Source organism: Microcoleus sp. MON2_D5, from assembly GCF_036701905.1.
In the GTDB taxonomy this organism is placed as follows: Bacteria; Cyanobacteriota; Cyanobacteriia; order Cyanobacteriales; family Microcoleaceae; genus Microcoleus.
On the sequence record NZ_JAUBRM010000039.1, the window covers coordinates 1 to 16,481 of the forward strand.

Here is a 16,481-nt window from a genome sequence, read left to right on the forward strand (position 1 = left end):
ACTAACTGCTTGATCAGCTAGACTAACCATCCCATAAGCTTTTCAGCTTATTTTCGGTTAAACGAATCGCACAGCGACGCATTCTACGTTCTGTCTCGCGCGGGCAATTTTGCCGTCGATTTACCCGATGCCGATGTGTTGCTTCAGGTATCAGGAAAGTATGGTTCTCGCCAAGAAGAAGCGCAGCGCCTCGGACGAATTCTACGCCCGAAATCTGACGGACATACTGCGAGTTTTTATACATTAGTATCGCTACAAACTTGCGAGGAAGATTTTGCCCGCCACCGCCAACTCTTCCTCACCGAACAGGGCTACAACTATCGCATAGAAGTTCAAAAAGATATTTAGTCAGCGATCGATAAATTCTTGGTAAAACTGCTCATGCAAACCTAAGAAATTATCCATCCCCTCCTTTGTCAGATACCCGCTATTCTTACCAGTGTGCGGGTTTCTTACGTAGCTATAAATTACTTTTGAAACCTTAGGATTCTCGCTCCACCTAATGTTGAACGCCGCATAGTTTGGGAAAAAGGTCATTTCTGCATAAGCATCAATGTGGTCATGTATCCACCATGCCAATGCTGTCCAATCTTGAGTGCGTTCATAGTAAGGGATGAATGATGTAACAACAATACATACTGTTGCTCCCATATACCCCTCTGAATCTTTTACGTCCCAGATATGTTCTGCATAGTTGGACTCATTACTGGCACAGTTGTACTGATTTTTATTCTCTGCTCCTTTGGCGTTCACCGCACAAGAACGATAGGCTGAGCGGATACTAATCCGACCAAGCGCATCTTGAATTGGTTCAAGCACCCTCTCACACAAATTCTTTCCTGCTGCGATCGCCAAATCAGGATCGCTAGGAATGTTAGGGATACCTTCAATTTGAGAGATTTCTGAATAAAGAAACTCACGCATGAAAAAACTCTTAGAGAGTTGAACCCGTCCTAGCTCTTCCAAAGCTTTAACAGTTTGTGGCTTTCTCATAGACTGAACTACAGCAATTAGAGGTGAATAGCTTAATGTTACAATACTGGCAGATAATTTAGAAGCATTGTTTCAGCCAAAAGCAACGTTCCGGTTGAGTAGCTAGAAATAACTTTTGCATCACCACCAATATCTTTCGGTAGTCCGCTCCAACCGGGTTGTTAGATCGCGGCGATCGCCAGTTGACGCTGTTATTGTCCGCGTCCTGGTTTGCAATCTGCAAAACCTAATGCCTCTGTGTCAAGGAAACTAGCGATCGCCATCTCAATGACTGCTTCGATTGGGTATTCAATTTCAGCAGCACGAGCAATTAGGGCAGCACGAATTCGTTCAGGAAAACGTCCTAAAATAACTTCGGCATCAGCGAGGGAAAGTTGCTCTTGAAGTTTGGCTTGCATGGCTTTACATCTCAGTTGGAATTTGGACGTTGTAAGGGGGTTCAGTAGCTCTTAGAATGATGGCTTCTACCTCCAATAGTAACGCAGGGTTCTCAAGCGTGAGAAATTGTCTGTACTGCAATCCGTATGTCTTCATCGCTATATTTATCGAGCCATGCCCACAAAAAAGCTTTGTGCCCACCACTGAAGTGGCCTCGTAAGCTCTTGGTTTTACCGATGTAGAGCAATCCCTCACTTCTGTGCCTGATTGCATAAATGCCAGGACGCGCAGGAATGCTCTCAAACCCACGGGTCAAGGGTTGACATTGCTCAAAAGGAATGAAAGCAATCGTGTCTAGAATTCTTCGCGCTTGGATTTGTAGGTCAGAATCATTCGTTGGCATGAAGGCAAGAAGGCTAATTGCACAGAAATCATAATCCCACAAATTCTGTTACAGCCATCATCAACTAGGGATGGTTTCCTGCGCGATCGCACAGAGAAGGCGATCGAACCCGAGCTGATTTGAGCCTTGGCCGTGCCTGTGTTTTTCTAGGATATGGGAAACGGGCGAGCGATCGGGTTTCACCTGTCGGTAAAAAATGTAACGTTCGCACTCACTCGACGCTAGTAACCTCTGCATCATAACCGATCAACTCTCTGCGGCCGGTGTGCATAGGCGTTGTTAGACACCATTTGAGCTAGATGGTGTTACAGTTGCATCATGTAGCATACGCATTAATAAACTTGCAAAACCTAGAATCTCAAAAGTTTTTATTGGATCAGAGGTATCCAAGAAACGATGGCTGAGTGGATTTTTAAAACTACCGATTGCGCCTCGGTACATAGAGTGTGCTGCCTCCTGTTCTGCATTTACTGAACTAAAAATGAGCTTTGGTTGTTGATTAGGATTCATAACCTTTGAAACCAGAGCAACTCCTACATCAGTTGGTGCTGCTGATGCACGAGCTCGAATTTCTTCTTCGACAGTTTTCATCGCATTGAATATTGCATCATCATACTGTCTCAATTCAAACTGTTGCTGGCATCGCTGAATAATTTTTGGGTGCAGAGAATTGATTGTGAATTTGAACCTAGTCTGGGGTTCAGGTATCATCTGATCTAACCTGCGCTGCAAGTCGTCAATTAGTTCTTCACTCGACATCGAATTTGCGCGATGCTTGTAGAGAGTATTTTCAAATGGTGTTAGAACCTGTTCGTAAAGTTCCCCAACATACTGACGACGTAAAGCATAAGTAGCCAAATGAGCTGACCAGTAATTATACCAATCCCACAGGGATCTAAAAGAATTTGGATTGTCAACGTTGAAGCCTTCATTTTGTAGAAATTCCAGCTTCAAACTCACTTCCATATATAGCTGCTTATACTCATCATCTTTTTCCTGAATACGTGCTTCACCTGTTGCAACTGTCACCATAAGTGTTTGAAGTTCGTGAATTTTCTGCACAAGTTGTTCAAGTGATTGTGGTGTCATATAAAAAAATAATCTCTATTATTGATTAGTTATCAGTTTCGCGGTCTAACGATTTAGTTTAACTGTGCGCGATCTTTCCAGGATAGAAAGACTTTCTAATAGTGCTTCTACAACTTCTCTTTTTCCTCTCATATATTAATTACTAAGATAAAATCAAACAACTTACAGTTTCAGCAATGCTCGTACTTGTATCTCTCTACTTGTACTTTATGTTAATAACAGTCTCCCCTTGTGACCCAACTCTAAAATTCACCTTACAAGGAATACCTATTTCATTTAGGTTAGTACCAATATTTATACCTGCTTCTTTGGCAATTTTTATCTCTAACTCATCGACCCCGTTTTCTTTGCCAGATCTAATTATTTCCTTGATATTTTCAAGATCATTCCCCTGACTTAAAGTAGCAGCATCAATAACCTTCTGAGCTAGTGGTTCAATCAATAGTTTCCATATTTCATAACCAGGGATAAGGCTTCTCCAACCATGAGGAAAAACAGATTTAAAGGCAATTGCAGCTATATCATTGTAATCAATTGAGACTTTCTTAGTCATTGCTTAATTTGCCTGAGCAATCTCTAGAACTTCGTTGTGATCCGCAGTAACTGCGTACACCTCCGCGTCAAATTCACAATCAAAATGCGTGTGAACCACTAGCTGAACACAAAACCAAGGACTGTAGATCGCAGTTGCGACGTACTCCCCCAAAATGGGAATGCGGGCCAACTCTCGTTTTTCGTTGTTAGACCAACCCCGTTCCTGCGGGCTTCTAGTGTGAAAAAACACTTTCATTGACATCACAAACTCCTTTGAGTTGCATAACAGTCTAGCTCAACCGCAGCAGCTACTGTGCACGCTTAGCTCTTTTCGCTATATAGCTATAAAATACTGCAAATTGCTCATGTATGTCAATTTCTTCTTACTCCCGTCGGAATCTCCTGTTGCCGGTATAAAAGCAGAGCATATCGTGACTAGCTCCTTCCTTGACAACAGCGATCGACCAATAACGTATCCAACAGTGTAAAGCCCTTCGATCGACAATTGTTATGCTGAAACAAAGCATCTGTCCTTTCAGCACTCTGCAACATACATTATTAAAACGATCGAATTGGAAGTCTAAAATTGGGTGAATACTTGCGCCCGCCCCTCAACTGGGCCCTCCCATCCCCCAACAGCCCAACAATACTTAATAAAAAGTTTATAAAACTTACCATGTTCGCATAGATTAGAGTTATCCTAGAAAATCCAGCAATCCTGCAAAGCGTCAACCTTCTCGTCACTTATCCAGTGGTTCGATGACTCAAACCCAAAGCACTAAAACCGCCACCCCAACAGCAATTTATTCCTTGACAATTGCTCCCGCCTGTGTATTGCGGGGTCGATCGGCGATCGCACAAGCCGGAGATGCGATCGCCCGTTTCGGAAAGCGGCCGCTAATCGTCGGCGGCAGCAACTCTCTCGCCGCCGCCCAACCCTACCTGCAACCAATCCTCGAACAGCAGCAGTTACAATCCGCTGAAACAGCCTACGGCAAGGATTGCAGCGAAACCAGCCTCGAAACCCTCCGCGCAGCAGCCCAAACCCATCAAGCCGACTTCATCATCGGTGTCGGCGGCGGCAAAGCCTTAGACGCAGCCAAACTCGTCGCCCATCAGTGCAAAATCCCGATCGTCACAATACCGACATCAGCCGCCACCTGTGCCGCTTGGACAGCCCTTTCTAACATTTATTCAGAACAAGGTGCATTCCAATACGATGTCACATTAGCCAGATGTCCCGACTTATTAATACTCGACTACGGCTTAATTCAAACCGCACCCCAGCGGACATTAGTAGCAGGAATTGGAGATGCGATCGCCAAATGGTACGAAGCATCAGTCAGCAGCGGACACTCCGAACAAACCCTGATTATTTCCGCCGTCCAACAAGCTAGAATACTGCGCGATATTTTATTCCAAAAATCAGCCGCCGCCCTCAAAGAACCCGGTAGCGAAACCTGGCAAGAAGTCACAGATGCAGCCGTATTGCTAGCAGGAGTAATCGGCGGAATTGGCGGCGCCCAATGCCGCACCGTCGCCGCCCACGCCGTCCACAACGGCCTAACTCATCTATTAGCAAGTCACGGCACATTGCACGGCGAAAAAGTTGCCTACGGCATTTTAGTACAACTGCGACTAGAAGAAATGCTGCAAAACAATCAACTCGCCGCTAGCGCCAGACAGCAACTGCTAAAATTTTACGCCGAGATTGGATTACCCCAAACTTTAGACAACCTCGGACTCGGAGACATTACCATAGCAGAATTGCAGCGCGCCGCCGACATAGCCTGCAATCCCAATTCCGACATTCACCGACTGCCTTTTAAAGTTGTTCCCCAACAATTAATGGCAGCGATGGTTTCTACCACCGCACCTGTGGGAGAATTAAAGATTAAGAATTAAAACAGTTTGTAGTAAGGACTAAAGTCCTGAAAAGGCTGTGCTAGCAAGGACGAAAGTCCTTACTACAAACCAGGAAAACTGACAACTGACACAAAATAAATGACCTTGGATTGGATTAGCCCTGCTGACAGGTTGCAAAAACTACCGCCCTACGTATTTGCCCGTCTCGACGAACTCAAAGCCCGCGCCCGCGAACAAGGACTCGATTTAATAGACTTAGGAATGGGAAACCCCGACGGTGCCACTCCTCAACCCGTAGTAGAAGCCGCCGTCGCAGCCATCCAAAATTCTGCAAATCACGGCTATCCACCCTTTGAAGGAACTGCCAGTTTTCGCCGTACTATTACTAAATGGTACAGCCGCCGCTACAACGTTGAACTCGATCCAGAAAGCGAAGCATTGCCTTTATTGGGTTCTAAAGAAGGTTTAGCACATTTTGCGATCGCCTATATCAATCCAGGGGACGTAATATTAGTACCAAGTCCCGCTTATCCCGTATTATTTCGCGGCCCAATAATCGCCGGTGCAAAAGTTCACAACATCATCCTCAAACCCGAAAATGACTGGGTAATTGACTTAGCCGACATTCCCGACAGCGTAGCCGAACAAGCCAAAATACTTTATTTCAATTATCCCAGTAATCCGACTGGAGCAACTGCACCCCGCGAATTTTACAAAGATATTGTGGCTTTCGCACACAAACATCAAATCTTGCTGGTTCACGACTTGTGTTATGCCGAATTAGCCTTTGACGGCTATCAACCGACAAGTTTATTAGAAATTCCCGGCGGTAAAGAAATCGGCGTCGAATTTCACACCATGTCCAAAACCTACAATATGGCCGGCTGGCGCGTCGGTTTTGTAGTAGGAAATAGCAAAATTATCCAAGGTTTGCGGACATTAAAAACTAACCTAGATTACGGTATATTTTCCGCTTTGCAAACAGCAGCAGAAACAGCACTGCAATTGCCCGATAGTTACTTGGACGAAGTGCAGAATCGTTACAGGACTCGCCGGGATTTCATGGTGGAAGGATTGGCAGAATTAGGGTGGAATATTCCCAAACCTCTGGCTGCAATGTATCTTTGGGTTCCCTGCACTCCGGGCATGAGTTCGACTGATTTTGCCCTGAATGTTTTGCAGCAAACCGGTGTTGTGGTGACTCCTGGTAATGCTTTTGGGCCCGGCGGCGAAGGATATGTGAGAATTAGTTTAATTGCAGATTGCGATCGGCTGGGAGAAGCATTGCGGCGTTTGAAACAAGCAAACATTCGCTATCAATAGTCATGATTATTAGTCATTAGTCATTGGTGATTAGTTAGTAGTTAACAGCTAACAACTAATAACTATTTAATCAAGATTGAGGACAAATGAAATCAGCTAATAAGGGTAAAGTGCTAAAACCAGGGGCTTCCCGATCGTTCTTCAGTGATATTCGGCGCACCCTAAAAATAGGGGTAAGTTGCGCCAAATATCACCCTACAAATGACTGATAACTATAACGTTTGAATTTGCTCAATCACCCAATCAAAAGTTTCCATAACTTGCTTGAGGGCAGATTCGTCTTGCAAAGTAAACAAAGCCAGACTTGGCGACCTTCTCTCGCCCGGTTCTGTAGGTAGCGACAGACCGATCGAACTCAGTTTACTTCTCAATTCCAGCCAATTGTGTTCCCCATTAAACGGCGGCTGGGAACCGTAATTGTCAGCAGAAATCTCCATTCTGCCAGCAATATCTACAGTGAATAACTGATAGGGTTTTCTGCCCTTTTGAGGCAATTGAGCGGCGAAACCGCCGTAGGCGTCCCCCGTTCCCCACTGGATTTGAACTTCGGGTTCTTGACTTTTTGCCCAAAGGTAAATTGCTTTTGCCATATGCGCCTCGTCCGCGCCTCGTCTAGCTTTTATTTCCGCAAAAAATGAAGATTCATCCCAACGCCTTCTTTCGCGCGTTGCGCTGGATTTTTTCTGCTGTGCTTCGGCTGTCTGACCGATCACTCTGGGAACCAGCGTTTTTAAACCGTCTTCGCTTACATACTGCTTAATTTCCAGGGCCAAAACTTCAACCGGGTCCATTTGTTCGTTGAGAAATTCCACCACTCGGCGCATTTCAGCGGAAATCTCGTCAGCTACAAACACTAAGCGAACTTTACCCGCTTGCAAATTAGTTTTAACTTTCTGCCAAAATAGGTCTTCATTAGCATCCGCACCGAGAAACTCTTCAAAAATCTGTTCGGGATCGCGACCCCGATCGCGACAATTAGCTTCAAACAGAGCAATAATTGAATCGACCGGCCAATAAACCCACGCATTAGCAGCATAGTCCATCGACTGACCCAAAACTTTTTGCCGCAGTTCGGCATTCGGAGTTCGCCGCACATCCACCAAAGTAGGAACGGCATTTTGGTCGAGAAACAAATGATCCAGCGACCACTGTACCGCTGTTTCCTCATCGCTGGCCACTGCTGCTTCCCGCGAAATTAACAGCCACCTCCGCGCCGTCGCCCGATCGATTTGGTCTCCCGCGATCAAATTGGGATAAGTTAGTAGCAAGTCTTGTAACTGGTCTTCCGAGTCGTAGGGCTGTTCCATCATTTCTACCAGCCTATCGTCGTCCTGAATCAGATAAATACCTCCAGCCATGCAAGCCCACCTACTTAATTTTAGATTTTAGATTTTAGATTTTAGATTTTAGATTTCAGGCTTAGTTATTAGTCTTCAGTCTTCAGTCCGCAGCCAAGGATTTGTGAAGGCGGAAGGCATTGGTCAGAATTCAATAAAAAATTTTAATTCAATAATTTTTATTGTTAGTGAATTCCACCAAAAAAACCTTCTGACTGATGACTGATGACTGATGACTAATCACTAATCACTAATACAACCAGTAAATACTCGCTGTGCCGGCCCGGTCATGTAAATCCGCCCAGAAACTTCTGCCCATTCGATTTCCAAAACGCCACCGGGGAGCTCAACCGCAGTTGTCCGATCGCACTTCCCTACCAACACCCCAGCTACCACAGCAGCACAAGCACCAGTCCCACAAGCTAGAGTAACACCCGCGCCTCTTTCCCACACCCGCATTTTTACATAGTCCGAACGTACCACTTGAATAAATTCCGTATTGGTACGCTGCGGGAAGGCTTGGTAGTGCTCGAATTGAGGCCCGACAGTTTCTAAAGCAACAGCCGTAACATCCTCTACAAACGTAATGCAGTGAGGATTACCCATGCTGACACAGGTAACAGACCAAGATTTATCGGCAACTTCGATCGGCACATCTATAACTTTGGCATCCGGTGCGGCCAAAGTTGTCGGAATTTCCGCCGCCAGCAGCCGGGGAACCCCCATATCCACCTTCACCTGACCGTCCGATCGCAATTCGGTGATAATAACGCCCGCACCGGTGTGAATCCGGTACTCAGTCTTAGATTCACTCCCCCCCTTAGCAAGGGAGGGGTCACTTTCTTCCGATTCACTCCCCCCCTTAGCAAGGGGGGGTTGGGGGGGGTGAATTTCTTTCGATTCCAAATCGGCGATAAACTTAGCCAAACAGCGAATCCCGTTGCCGCACATTTCCGGTTCCGAACCGTCGGAGTTAAAAATCCGCATCGTATAGTCAGTGTCGTTTTGACCCGGAAGAGCAAATATCACACCGTCTGCGCCAATCCCGAAATGTCGATCGCACAAATCCACAGCTTGTTCTGGTGCGATCACTGGTTCTGACGAGTGGCGGTTGTCAATCAGAATAAAATCATTTCCCAGTCCGTGATACTTCGCAAACTCGATCGGCATAAAAACAAACCTCTTTTGGTTAAAACTGATTAGATAATTTGATGACCAAATTACCCATTTCCCAGTATTATAAAACTTTATGCAATTTATAGTCCTTTCTAGTCAAATATAAACAAATATAATTTTTATAACTGCACAGCGATATCTAATTAATGCTGATGTCAATGGCTCAATGAATATCGGTCGAAAAGTAACCGCCAATGGGTTTCTCTCTCATCGGGTACAGGCACTTGTAATTGCGGCAGTAAGGGTTAAACGGTATAAACAGAAGAATATGGTTTAAGGTAATATTTGACTATATTTTTCTGAACTATGTCTGAATTTGAAACCGGATTGCCCAGCGTTCGCTTAATACAAAGCTACATCAAAGACAAAGAACAGGTGGAGATCAAACTCCTGACCGGCGACTCACTAGCGGGTAGAATTTTTTGGCAGGATCATAGCTGCATTTGCCTCGTCGATGCCTCAGAAACACAAATTCTGATCTCGCGGCCAGCAATTGCTTATCTCAAACCCAACGGCTGAGGAGACGGGGAGAGTGGGAGAGGGGGACAGTGGGAGAATGGAGACGGAGAGATTGGGAGAGGGAGACAGTGGAACAAATCTTCCTTCTTCCTTCTTCCCTCTTCCTTCTTCCCTCTTCCCTCTTCCTTCTTCCTTCTTCCCTCTTCCCTCTTCCTTCTTCCTTCTTCTTTCTTCCTTCCCTAATCGCTAAACAGCTTTTCGCTGACTTGGGCCGTGACAAAAGGCAGCTTTAAAGCAGGTTGCGGCCCCGGTGGTGAGGCAGTCCGCTGCATCAAGCCGAGTTCGTAAAAGCCGCCGCACAGCAGCAAACGATCGCCTTCTTGCAAATTCGTAGTTCCGTCGGGCCAGCGAGTAAATTTCCCTTCCCGGCGGATCGCCCGCACCTGCACCCCGTACTGGCTAAGCAAATCTACCTCTGACAGTTTTTTGCCCGCCCAAGGGCTGTTTGCTGGCAACCTCAGCCACTGGCAAGAACTGTCGCCCTGCGGCACCGCAACTTCGCCCTTCGCCAGCAACTCAAAACTGATGAGTTCTTCCGGTTCTCCTACTACAAAAAGTCGATCGCCCGAGTGCAAAGCTGTCTTGCCGTTAGGATAATCAATTTCCTCGCCATTCTCGCGGACGATCGCCATCACGCTGACGCCTGTCAACTGGCGCAGGTTAGTTTCTTCCAGAGTCATGCTGGCGATGGGAGAACCCGACGGCAAGCTGTACCACTCGCTGTTCATATCTCGAACCGCCACTTTCAAATCCCGCGAAATCGCCAAAGGTTCGCGCGGTGGCCGCAATTCCAGATAGCGGCTGCTGCGAATTTGCTGCACTTCCCGCCCGATCGCCATTGCCGAGATCCCAATACTAGCCAACAAGTGGGCAGACAGTTCTAAACTCGCCTCAAACTCCGGCTGCACGACTTCCCAGGCCCCCAGTTGGTAAAGCAGTTCGATGTCTTTATCTTGGTTGGCCCGCACCACAATATCCAAATCCGGGACTAATTCTAAAGCCCGCTTCAGACACAAGCGAGTGCTCATGGGATCGGGAAGGGCGATCGCCATTGCTTTTGCCCGTTCCACCCGGGCGGCTTCCAATACGTGCAAGCTGGCAGCATTCCCGTAAATGTAAGGAATTCCTTGGACTCTGCACTCTTGAATTCTACTTTCTGACTCGTCGATCACCACAACTGAACAGTTGCGACTTTGCAGCATTTTGACTAAAATTCTGCCGACTCGCCCGTAGCCGCAAACCACAACATAATTGTGTTCCGGCAAAGTTTCAGCTATTGCCACAGGTTGAGATGTTTCGTCAAAATAGCGCTGCAAAGGCCCGAAATTTTCCGCCCATTTCAATAACTGCGGCACGCTTCTCAATACAAAGGGAGTCAGCACGAGGGTGACTGCCGTCGTTCCTAAAATTAACAGGTAAACGTCTCGCGAAACCAGCCCCATAGCTTGACCGGAACTAGCGAGTACAAAGGAGAATTCTCCTATTTGAGCTAAGCCCAAACCTGCGATCAATGCTGTTTTTAGCGGATAGCCAAATAGTCGGACGATCGGCGTTATAATCAAGAATTTGCCGACAAATACTATAAATACCAGTCCCAGAATTACTTCTAGATGGTTCCACAGAAACACCGGGTCAATTAACATTCCGATGGTGACAAAAAATAAGGATGCAAAAATATCTCGCAAAGGCTCGACATAAGTTAGAGTTTGGTCGGCATATTCCACCTCCGAAATCATTAAACCCGCCACAAATGCGCCCATCTCGATCGAGAAACCCAAATATTCTGTAAGCAGCGCAATCCCTAAAGCCAAAACCACAACTCCCAGCAAAAACAGTTCTCGACTTTCTGTTTTCGCGAGGTATCGCAGCAACTGCGGTACCATCCAAATGCCGGCGACTACAGCACCGACAGCAAATAACCCGATCCGCAGCAGGGCCCACGCTACCGTCATGCCGATCGCTTCTGCGGGCTGGTTGAGTGCCGGCAAAACCGCTAGCATTAGCCCCAAAGCCAAATCTTGAACTACTAATATTCCCAGCATGACTTGACCGTGGGAAGTACCGCCTTCATTGCGCTCCATCAAGCATTTCAGGACGACTGCGGTCGAAGAAAGCGACAGAATCGCTCCTAAAAACACGCCTTGAGCGGGCGATTCTACCCACCCTACAGCCAAGGAAATTGCAGTAGTAATGGCGATCGTCAGCACAATTTGCAAGCCCCCCCCGCCCAAACTAATGGTTTTAACTTTTTGGAGTTCGGCGAAGGAAAATTCCACTCCCAAGGCAAATAACAGAAAGGCAACCCCAAATTCAGCCAGGGTGTCTACCTGAATTAATTCTTTAATCAGCCCCAAACCGGCCGGCCCAACTACGATCCCTCCCAGCAGGTAGCCGAGAATTACCGGCTGTCGCAACAGGGATGCAAAGAGTCCTCCTGCTGCGGCAGCAGCGAGAACTAGAACTAAGTCAACGATCAGTCGGAAGTCTTCTTGCACAACTTTATGAAAAAAGTATAAAGTTATATTATAGTGTCTAATGTGTTGATTATGTTTAGGGGGTTGACTGTAGTTGGGGAGCCAGGGCAACTGCAACTATAGAACCAGGTATTTTCTGAGACCAAAGAGTTTCACTCCTCAAAAAAAGCTTAACCTCTTGCAACTAGAGCGAGGCATTGCGCCTTGATTGAGGGTAATGTTTCACCTCAACGAGATGAGCGCGGTGAGATTAAATCAAGTTACTTTTTTTAATCCATTTCAGGCCGAATAAAGTGGTGTTGATTACTTTTTGGTATTGAGCGGTTTTATCACGGTGTAGGTTCACCAATCTGCGCTCGGTAAAAAGGATTAGTTAAAATCGTTTTTATTTATTCAAGCCCTGCTTGCGGATTTACCCGATATACTGGATAATTACTCAGGCACTTTTGTCTCTTTTTCTAGTAATCCCCGGTTTTGCTAACAATAAAGATTTAGGTTTTAGACAAGTAATTTGGTCGTTGCTCTTGATACCTAAAAATGACTTGTCCATTCGGGATGTAGGTGGGACAAAGCTGCCGTCGCACCTGTAAAAACTGCGCTAGAGGCGATCGAGTCCCTAACTGCAGGACACCCGTATTTGCTCGGTCACGAACTGAGCATTGCCGATTTCTACCTAATTCCGGTCTTCACCTACCTATCGCAGGCTCCAGAGGACGAAGCAACGATCGCGCGAACTTCAAAGCTGCGGACTTGGTGGAATGAGGTCAGTCAACTTCCCAGTGTGAAGAAAGTCTGTGCTTGACATCTGTGCACTTTATAACTCACGGGTTTACAACCATGTCGCATTTATTTGAGCCATTGGATCAACGCGGTGTTACATTCCGCAACCGCATTGCAGTTTCTCCCATGTGTCAATATTCAAGCGTTGATGGATTCGCGAATGATTGGCATCTGGTTCATCTCGTCAGTCGAGCCGTAGGAGGCGCAGGGCTTGTCATGACTGAAGCAGCGGCAGTCGAGCCTGAAGGACGAATTACGCCGCAAGATTTGGGAATGTGGCAAGATCCTCACATTGAAATGTGGGCGCGAATCGTCGAGTTAATTCACCGCAACGGTGCAGTTGCGGGAATTCAACTTGCTCATGCAGGTCGAAAAGCCAGTACAGCACTTCCGTGGGATGGCGGCGATGTGCTTTCGGAATCTCAAGGAGGATGGACTTCGCTCGCCCCTAGCGCCATTCCATTTGAACCCGATAGCCCCGCCCCGATCGCTCTGAGTATTGAAGACATTCAGAAGCAGACGACACTCTTTGTGAACGCAGCCCAACGCGCCCTCGAAGCCGGATTTGACGTAATCGAGATTCATGCCGCTCACGGCTACCTACTCCATGAATTTCTGTCTCCCTTGAGCAATCAACGAACAGATGACTATGGTGGCAGTTTTGAGCATCGCATCCGGTTTTTATGTGAAGTCGTACAAGCGGTGCGAAATGTTTTGCCCGATCGAACAGCGCTTTGGGTTCGCATCTCTGCAACCGATTGGGTTCCAAATGGTTGGGACATTGAACAAAGTATTGCACTCAGCGATAAATTAAAGTCACTGGGCGTTGATTTAATCGATTGTTCCTCAGGCGCAATTGTACCGGGTGAAAAGATTCCGACGGGTGCAGGTTATCAAACTACCTTTGCCGATCGCATTCGACGCGAAGCCAACATCGCCACCGGAGCCGTTGGTATGATTACTGCACCCGCGCAGGCCGACCACATCATCCGTACAGGTCAAGCAGATATGGTATTACTTGCCAGAGAAATGCTGCGCGATCCTTATTGGCCGATGCGGGCTGCGAAGCAACTACGTCAATCAGTGCCTGCTCCAATTCAATACGCTCGCGCTTGGTAATTAAGCGGATTTGCGATCGGTTTTACACAGAGCCACTAGGAATCCCTTTTTTAGTGTTTCTGTAAACCAGTCGCTCAATAAAAGCTTTTTTGATTCTGCGATCCCTTCAAGTACAAGGCACGTTCTCATCGCCGTGACGCGAGTCGATTTAATCAACTAACAGGAGTGAATATGTCTGAGATTCAAAACAAGGTTGTCATCATTACAGGAGCAAGTAGCGGTTTAGGTGAAGCCACCGCTCATCGTCTAGCCGCCAGCGGAGCCAAACTCATGCTTGCTGCCCGCCGCGAAGATAGACTCAAGGACTTGGTGGCTGCAATCGAAAAAACAGGTGGCACAGTTGCCTATCGAGTCACCGATATTGCCGATCGCGCCCAGGTGCAAGCATTGGCGGACGCAACCCTTGAAACCTATGGACGCATTGATGTGCTGGTCAACAATGCGGGTTTAATGCCACTGTCTCCCCTTGACCAGATTAAGGTCGATGAGTGGGATCAAATGATTGATGTCAACATTAAAGGCGTGCTTTACGGCATCGCTGCGGTGCTCCCGACTATGCGCCAACAGAAGTCTGGGCACGTAATCAACTTGTCGTCTGTTGCAGGACACAAAGTATTTCCGGCGGGGGCAGTTTACTGTGCTACCAAGTATGCAGTGCGAGCGATTTCCGAAGGGCTGCGGCTGGAGTCAAACGGTGAAATTCGTTCTACCAACATTTCACCCGGTGCGGTTGCGACTGAGTTGACCAGTACCATCACTCATGGTGATACGGCATCAGGGGTGAATCAGTTGTATTCAGTCGCCATTGATGCCGATGCCATCGCCCGGGCGATTGCCTATGCCATTGAGCAGCCCGGTGATGTGGATGTCAACGAAATGATCATCCGTCCGACTCGTCAGGAGTTGTGAAGTGGGGCGCATGAAAGTCGATCGACTCAACTGAATTTAACCCAATGGCTCAACGGGAGACCGAATGGCTGGTGAAATGCACGAGATTCGAGGTTGCACAGGTAAGCCGTTGCTGCTGATTCATAGTTGGGCGGGAAGCTGGCGATCGGGGCATCCCATCCTCAACGAGCTCGCGGCTAAACGCGATCGGCTTGCTTACGGAGAAATCAGCAAAGTTTGTCGGTGGGTTTGATCGCACATCCCCTCGCGACCAGTTGGCACTCCCAATGTGTTTGTCGGAGGGCATGGTTGTGTCGATCGCACCTTCCCCCGTCCAACCCAACAATCTAATCAATCTAGCAACCATAATATCGGATAATTGTAAAGCAATTCACCAAGCCAACAGCATGAGTATTGACCAGTTAAACACAGACTACGGCATTGCCGGGAACCTCACCTTTGCCACGGGAAACGGTGGTTTCCCGATGATTCACATCGACAACGGTCAAGCCAAAGCCTTAATTTCTGTGTATTCCGGTCAAGTGCTCTCCTTTCAACCCGCCGCCGAAACCACAGACTTGATGTTCGTCAGCGAAAAAGCCTACTATGCCGAAGGGAAAGCCATCAAAGGCGGTATACCCATCTGCTGGCCCTGGTTTGGCCCCGATCCCGAAGCCTTGGGGCGTCCGAGTCATGGGTTTGTGCGGAATCGCCTCTGGAATGTGCTAGAAACCGCCACAACTCCAGACGGCGCAACCAAAGTCACTCTTGGGCTCAAGGATACCGATGAAACTAGAGCAATTTGGCCCCAAGCCTTTGAACTGGCGATCGTGATTACGATCGGCACCAGCCTCACTCTAGAATTAATCACCCGCAATTTAGGCGACAAAGCATTTCCCCTCACCCAAGCTTTGCACACCTATTTCCAAGTCGGCGATATCAACCGCGTGCAGGTTTTAGGTTTAGAAAATAGCCAGTATCTTGATAAAGCGGATGGTGGTGTGGAAAAAACTCAAGTGGGTGCAGTGGTAGTAACAGGTGAAGTCGATCGCATTTATCTCGATGTCACCAATGAATTAGTCATTGACGATAGCGCCCTCAATCGTCGGATTCGCATTAAATCATCTGGTAGTAAATCCGTCGTAGTGTGGAATCCCTGGGTGACAATTTCTGCAAATATGGCCGACCTTGATGATGCAGATTATCAGCGTTTACTCTGCGTAGAAACGAGCAATGCAGCTACAGATATTGTGGAAGTTCCCCCTCATGGTGAGTTCCGCTTGCAGGCCATTTACAGCGTTGAACGCGACTAAGGAATTAGAGCTTAATCTTAGCGGTGATGGGGCAAAAATTCTCAGTAAGCTGTTCAACATTGCAATTGGATATTTTGGGCGTTGCTCAAATCCCATCCCCAAGACTGGGATTGTTTCTTTAAATACAACTTAAATGCCGATTAGCTGATTGAATTGAAAAACTCTGTCACCCTAATGACTAATAATACCAAATCTAAAATTTCTCCCCTGTTTATTTCTTAGTCCGCGCAGGAAGTTCGGCTAATCTGACTCGAACCGTCTAGCCATAGAACAAACTTTGTACGATCGG

General features: G+C 47.1%; 19 protein-coding genes and 1 pseudogene. 9 read left to right on the forward strand and 11 right to left on the reverse strand.

What is annotated here, in order from left to right:
• Window positions 1-90 precede the first annotated feature (90 nt).
• Window positions 91-348, forward strand: a complete 258-nt coding sequence (locus QUA47_RS15895) for a hypothetical protein (protein WP_333431504.1) — start codon at window positions 91-93, stop codon at window positions 346-348.
• On the opposite strand, the gene QUA47_RS15900 is transcribed toward QUA47_RS15895, so the two are convergent.
• The 7 genes from QUA47_RS15900 to QUA47_RS15930 form a co-directional block, all read right to left on the reverse strand.
• A complete protein-coding gene (locus QUA47_RS15900) occupies window positions 349-993 on the reverse strand; it encodes a peptidase M15 (RefSeq protein WP_333431461.1) in 645 nt (214 codons plus the stop codon).
• Between the two features lie 191 nt (window positions 994-1,184).
• A complete protein-coding gene (locus QUA47_RS15905) occupies window positions 1,185-1,391 on the reverse strand; it encodes a hypothetical protein (RefSeq protein WP_006631417.1) in 207 nt (68 codons plus the stop codon).
• A 92-nt stretch (window positions 1,392-1,483) separates the two neighbouring features.
• On the reverse strand, window positions 1,484-1,774 hold the full coding sequence (locus tag QUA47_RS15910) for a GIY-YIG nuclease family protein (protein ID WP_333431505.1): 291 nt from the start codon (window positions 1,772-1,774) through the stop codon (window positions 1,484-1,486).
• Between the two features lie 60 nt (window positions 1,775-1,834).
• A complete protein-coding gene (locus QUA47_RS15915; RefSeq protein WP_333431462.1) occupies window positions 1,835-2,014 on the reverse strand; it encodes a hypothetical protein in 180 nt (59 codons plus the stop codon).
• A 39-nt stretch (window positions 2,015-2,053) separates the two neighbouring features.
• A complete protein-coding gene (locus tag QUA47_RS15920; RefSeq protein ID WP_333431464.1) occupies window positions 2,054-2,863 on the reverse strand; it encodes a TIGR02391 family protein in 810 nt (269 codons plus the stop codon).
• Window positions 2,864-3,059: 196 nt separating this feature from the next.
• The gene (locus QUA47_RS15925) at window positions 3,060-3,416 is read right to left on the reverse strand and encodes a hypothetical protein (protein WP_333431465.1); all 357 of its coding nucleotides are present in this window, start codon (window positions 3,414-3,416) and stop codon (window positions 3,060-3,062) included.
• A 3-nt stretch (window positions 3,417-3,419) separates the two neighbouring features.
• Window positions 3,420-3,653 carry a hypothetical protein gene (locus QUA47_RS15930; protein ID WP_333431466.1) on the reverse strand — a complete coding sequence of 78 codons (234 nt, stop codon included), beginning with the start codon at window positions 3,651-3,653 and terminating at the stop codon, window positions 3,420-3,422.
• A gap of 503 nt (window positions 3,654-4,156) precedes the next feature.
• Here QUA47_RS15930 and QUA47_RS15935 point away from each other — a divergent pair.
• Together QUA47_RS15935 and QUA47_RS15940 are read left to right on the forward strand one after the other, a co-directional pair.
• The gene (locus QUA47_RS15935) at window positions 4,157-5,302 is read left to right on the forward strand and encodes an iron-containing alcohol dehydrogenase family protein (protein WP_333431467.1); all 1,146 of its coding nucleotides are present in this window, start codon (window positions 4,157-4,159) and stop codon (window positions 5,300-5,302) included.
• A 99-nt stretch (window positions 5,303-5,401) separates the two neighbouring features.
• A complete protein-coding gene (locus tag QUA47_RS15940) occupies window positions 5,402-6,586 on the forward strand; it encodes an aspartate aminotransferase (RefSeq protein ID WP_015175955.1) in 1,185 nt (394 codons plus the stop codon).
• Window positions 6,587-6,798: 212 nt separating this feature from the next.
• Here the strand turns inward: QUA47_RS15940 and QUA47_RS15945 are convergent, their stop codons facing one another.
• Together QUA47_RS15945 and dapF are read right to left on the reverse strand one after the other, a co-directional pair.
• Entirely contained in the window at window positions 6,799-7,944 is a 1,146-nt protein-coding gene (locus tag QUA47_RS15945; RefSeq protein WP_333431468.1) for a hypothetical protein, read from the reverse strand.
• Between the two features lie 222 nt (window positions 7,945-8,166).
• Entirely contained in the window at window positions 8,167-9,093 is a 927-nt protein-coding gene (gene dapF, locus QUA47_RS15950) for a diaminopimelate epimerase (RefSeq protein ID WP_333431469.1), read from the reverse strand.
• Between the two features lie 312 nt (window positions 9,094-9,405).
• Here dapF and QUA47_RS15955 point away from each other — a divergent pair, with 312 nt between their 5' ends.
• Window positions 9,406-9,618 (forward strand): Hfq-related RNA-binding protein, encoded by a 213-nt coding sequence (locus tag QUA47_RS15955; protein ID WP_333431470.1) that lies wholly within the window; start codon window positions 9,406-9,408, stop codon window positions 9,616-9,618.
• Here the strand turns inward: QUA47_RS15955 and QUA47_RS15960 are convergent.
• Both QUA47_RS15960 and QUA47_RS15965 read right to left on the reverse strand, forming a co-directional pair.
• Complete coding sequence (locus tag QUA47_RS15960) at window positions 9,602-9,838, reverse strand: hypothetical protein (protein WP_333431471.1); 237 nt, start codon at window positions 9,836-9,838, stop codon at window positions 9,602-9,604. The two genes, QUA47_RS15955 and QUA47_RS15960, sit on opposite strands and share 17 nt — an antisense overlap.
• Entirely contained in the window at window positions 9,798-12,113 is a 2,316-nt protein-coding gene (locus tag QUA47_RS15965; protein ID WP_333431472.1) for a cation:proton antiporter domain-containing protein, read from the reverse strand. The genes QUA47_RS15960 and QUA47_RS15965 overlap by 41 nt, the downstream gene beginning before the upstream one ends.
• Before the next feature lie 565 nt (window positions 12,114-12,678).
• Between QUA47_RS15965 and QUA47_RS15970 the strand changes: the two are divergent.
• From QUA47_RS15970 to QUA47_RS15990, 5 genes and pseudogenes are all read left to right on the forward strand, one after another.
• A pseudogene (locus tag QUA47_RS15970) lies at window positions 12,679-12,894 on the forward strand (glutathione S-transferase family protein); the annotation flags it as partial.
• A gap of 35 nt (window positions 12,895-12,929) precedes the next feature.
• Window positions 12,930-13,991, forward strand: coding sequence for an NADH:flavin oxidoreductase/NADH oxidase (locus QUA47_RS15975; protein ID WP_333431473.1), 1,062 nt, complete (start codon window positions 12,930-12,932; stop codon window positions 13,989-13,991).
• Between the two features lie 171 nt (window positions 13,992-14,162).
• A complete protein-coding gene (locus QUA47_RS15980; RefSeq protein ID WP_333288442.1) occupies window positions 14,163-14,900 on the forward strand; it encodes an SDR family oxidoreductase in 738 nt (245 codons plus the stop codon).
• A gap of 64 nt (window positions 14,901-14,964) precedes the next feature.
• Complete coding sequence (locus tag QUA47_RS15985) at window positions 14,965-15,132, forward strand: hypothetical protein (RefSeq protein WP_333431474.1); 168 nt, start codon at window positions 14,965-14,967, stop codon at window positions 15,130-15,132.
• Window positions 15,133-15,154: 22 nt separating this feature from the next.
• Window positions 15,155-16,192 carry a D-hexose-6-phosphate mutarotase gene (locus QUA47_RS15990; RefSeq protein WP_333431475.1) on the forward strand — a complete coding sequence of 346 codons (1,038 nt, stop codon included), beginning with the start codon at window positions 15,155-15,157 and terminating at the stop codon, window positions 16,190-16,192.
• Window positions 16,193-16,481: the final 289 nt, after the last annotated feature.

Bases quoted from the DNA above. Each gene is read 5' to 3' on its own strand.
- QUA47_RS15900 (WP_333431461.1), bottom strand. From the start codon at position 993: ATGAGAAAGCCACAAACTGTTAAAGCTTTGGAAGAGCTAGGACGGGTT.
- QUA47_RS15905 (WP_006631417.1), bottom strand. From the start codon at position 1,391: ATGCAAGCCAAACTTCAAGAGCAACTTTCCCTCGCTGATGCCGAAGTT.
- QUA47_RS15910 (WP_333431505.1), bottom strand. From the start codon at position 1,774: ATGCCAACGAATGATTCTGACCTACAAATCCAAGCGCGAAGAATTCTA.
- QUA47_RS15915 (WP_333431462.1), bottom strand. From the start codon at position 2,014: ATGATGCAGAGGTTACTAGCGTCGAGTGAGTGCGAACGTTACATTTTT.
- QUA47_RS15920 (WP_333431464.1), bottom strand. From the start codon at position 2,863: ATGACACCACAATCACTTGAACAACTTGTGCAGAAAATTCACGAACTT.
- QUA47_RS15925 (WP_333431465.1), bottom strand. From the start codon at position 3,416: ATGACTAAGAAAGTCTCAATTGATTACAATGATATAGCTGCAATTGCC.
- QUA47_RS15930 (WP_333431466.1), bottom strand. From the start codon at position 3,653: ATGAAAGTGTTTTTTCACACTAGAAGCCCGCAGGAACGGGGTTGGTCT.
- QUA47_RS15935 (WP_333431467.1), top strand. From the start codon at position 4,157: ATGACTCAAACCCAAAGCACTAAAACCGCCACCCCAACAGCAATTTAT.
- QUA47_RS15940 (WP_015175955.1), top strand. From the start codon at position 5,402: ATGACCTTGGATTGGATTAGCCCTGCTGACAGGTTGCAAAAACTACCG.
- QUA47_RS15945 (WP_333431468.1), bottom strand. From the start codon at position 7,944: ATGGCTGGAGGTATTTATCTGATTCAGGACGACGATAGGCTGGTAGAA.
- dapF (WP_333431469.1), bottom strand. From the start codon at position 9,093: ATGCCGATCGAGTTTGCGAAGTATCACGGACTGGGAAATGATTTTATT.
- QUA47_RS15955 (WP_333431470.1), top strand. From the start codon at position 9,406: ATGTCTGAATTTGAAACCGGATTGCCCAGCGTTCGCTTAATACAAAGC.
- QUA47_RS15975 (WP_333431473.1), top strand. From the start codon at position 12,930: ATGTCGCATTTATTTGAGCCATTGGATCAACGCGGTGTTACATTCCGC.
- QUA47_RS15980 (WP_333288442.1), top strand. From the start codon at position 14,163: ATGTCTGAGATTCAAAACAAGGTTGTCATCATTACAGGAGCAAGTAGC.
- QUA47_RS15985 (WP_333431474.1), top strand. From the start codon at position 14,965: ATGGCTGGTGAAATGCACGAGATTCGAGGTTGCACAGGTAAGCCGTTG.